Below are 2,353 nucleotides of genomic sequence, written 5' to 3'. Positions count from 1 at the left end.
GCCACGTTGACGGGGCTGCCGAACCAGTCGCCGGCCCGGCTCACCGCCATCCCGGACGCCACCCCCGCGCGTAACCGCGGGAAGTCGTCGTCGGTGTCGACGGCCTCGACGAGCTTCAGGGCGACATCGAGCAGCGGCACGGGATCGGGGCAGACGAACATCACCGCGTCGCCGATCGACTTGACGAAGCGCACCGGGGGGACCGCCACGTCGCGCGCGAGATGGGCCAGCCGGTTGGCGAGGTGGCCCAGCTCTTCGGCCGAGATGACCTCCCCGAGCCGGGTGAAACCGACCAGGTCGGCGAACGCGACGGTCACCGGACGCGCTCCCGGCAGGGGCTTCCCGGCGGCCCGCTCCCCCGCATTGACGGCTTCGGTCTCCATCATGTGGCGCAGCTGAAGGAACAGCATCTCCTGAATCATGGGGCCGAGCACTGGGACGACCCGCCCCACCAGATCCTTTGACGCCTTTGCGATCTCCACCTCGGTGAGCCCGGGACGCATGATCGCCGCCAGCGCGCTGTAGCGCATGACCTCGGCGGCGTGCGAGAGCCCCTCGGCGAGCACGCGGACGACGAGCACGACGTGCTCGGGATCCAGCCCCAGCTCCACGAACCGCTGGGCGGTCGCGGCGGCTTCACCGTCGGCGCGCATGTGCACGACGGCGTCGGGGTCGTCCACCCGGGCCAGGCCGATGGCGCGCTGGACGCGCTGCAGCAGCGTCAAGTCGATGCCGTGGCGCTCGCTGATCTCCCGGGCCGACACGTAGGTGCCGTCGTCGCCGATGAGGTGGCGGGTGGCCAGCAACAGCGGGGGGTTGGCGGTGCGGATCTCGTCGGCGCCGATCCCCTGCTCGAGCAGCCATCGCACCAGCTGCGCCCGCTCGGTGCGCGCGGTGCCCTCCAGCCCGTCGAGCAGGTCGTCGATGGCCGGCTCGTCGATGCCCTCACCCACGCCCGGCCGCCCTCCTTCCGGCGCGCCAGACGGCTTGGACGTCGCGGAGCGCGGTGAGGTCCTGCTGCACGCGGGCGGGAACGGCGAGCAGGTCGGCGTCGTAACCGGCGGCGATACGGCCTTTGCGATGCCCCAGCCCGCAACTGTCCGCGGCGGCGGAAGTGGCACCGGTCAGTGCCTCGGTGGTGGTGAAGCCGTGCCGCACCAGCTCCGCCAGTTCATCGGGCAGCACGTCATGGGCTTTGGCGGGCTCGATACCGGCGTCGGTCGAGAAGGCCACGCGCGCACCGGCATCGATGAGCCGGCGGATGTTTCGCCACACGCCCTCCATCAGCGCCTTGATGTCCTCCGGCATCTCTGGCAGCGCCCGGCCGATCGTGATCCCGCACCACACGCCCCGGCCGACGATCTCCTCGACGACCTCCGGACTGACGGCGACACCGCTCTCGGTGAGGAACGTGCAGTGCTCGATCCCGTCGACCCCCGCGGCGATCGCGGCCGCGATACCGGCGGTGGCGTGCGCGTGCGCGGCCACCGGTAACCCCGCCCGATGCGCGGCGTCGACGACCGCGGCCAGTTCGCCGGTGCTGTACTGCGGCCGGCACGGATCGGTTCCCGTCGTCATGAAACCGCCGGTCGCCATGATCTTCACCCAGTCCATGCCCCGCTCGGCCCGCTCCCGCACCGCGTCGACGAGCGCCCCGGTGTCCTCGGCCTCACCGCCCAGATACCAGCAATGCCCGCCGCGGCGGGTCAGCGGCGGCCCGGACACCAGCAGCTCCGGTCCCACCTGCGCGCCCCGCCGGTATTCCTCGCGCAGCGTCAGGGTCGCGAAGTCGCGGTCACCGAGGTCGCGCACCGTGGTGATCCCCGCACCCAACGCGGCCGCGGCGTGCCGTCGCGCCCGGTCGACCAGCGCGTCGTGGGCCGCACCGGCCAGGTCTTCGGGATCGCCGTCGGGGTCCCAGCACAGGTGCGTATGCGCGTCGATGAGCCCAGGCAACAAGGCCGCCCCGCCCAGATCGACGAGCGCAGTGCCCGGCGGGCAGCCGTTGCCCGGCGACTCGACGGCACCGATCAGGCCGTCCTCGACCACGACCGTCACCGGGCCGTCGTGGAAACGGCTTCCGTCGAACATCCGGCCGGCGCGGATCGCGAGCCGTTCCACCCGCCCCGCGGTCACGGCGGGGCCGGTGTGGGACTCATGGCACGGCGAGCGAACTTCACGGACTGCGTGGTCTTCCGACGAAGGCGGCTGTTGTCGACAAAGATCTGCTATCGACAAAGATACAGTCCACGATGGCCTCGCCACTTCTGCACGGATTGCCCCCGGTCGCCGACGACCGTGCCACGGTGGTGATCCTGGGCTCGTTCCCGAGTGCGCTGTCGCTGGCGGCGGG

General features: G+C 71.8%; 2 protein-coding genes. Both read right to left on the bottom strand.

The genetic code is table 11. From position 1 onward, the window contains the following. Nucleotides 1–953, bottom strand: a 953-nt coding sequence (locus AC2VOR_RS15085; protein WP_486964041.1) for an adenylate cyclase regulatory domain-containing protein, incomplete at its 3' end; no start/stop codon positions are given. Beyond that, nucleotides 946–2,091, bottom strand: coding sequence for a metal-dependent hydrolase family protein (locus tag AC2VOR_RS15080; RefSeq protein ID WP_486964042.1), 1,146 nt, complete (start codon nucleotides 2,089–2,091; stop codon nucleotides 946–948). The genes AC2VOR_RS15085 and AC2VOR_RS15080, both read right to left, overlap by 8 nt. Nucleotides 2,092–2,353 lie beyond the last annotated feature (262 nt).

The organism is Mycobacterium sp. TH-M103 (genome assembly GCF_057473785.1).
The sequence above is the reverse complement of the archived record's forward strand: the minus strand, read 5'-3'. Positions and strand labels throughout refer to the sequence as shown.

Bases quoted from the DNA above. Each gene is read 5' to 3' on its own strand.
- AC2VOR_RS15080 (WP_486964042.1), bottom strand. From the start codon at position 2,091: ATGTTCGACGGAAGCCGTTTCCACGACGGCCCGGTGACGGTCGTGGTC.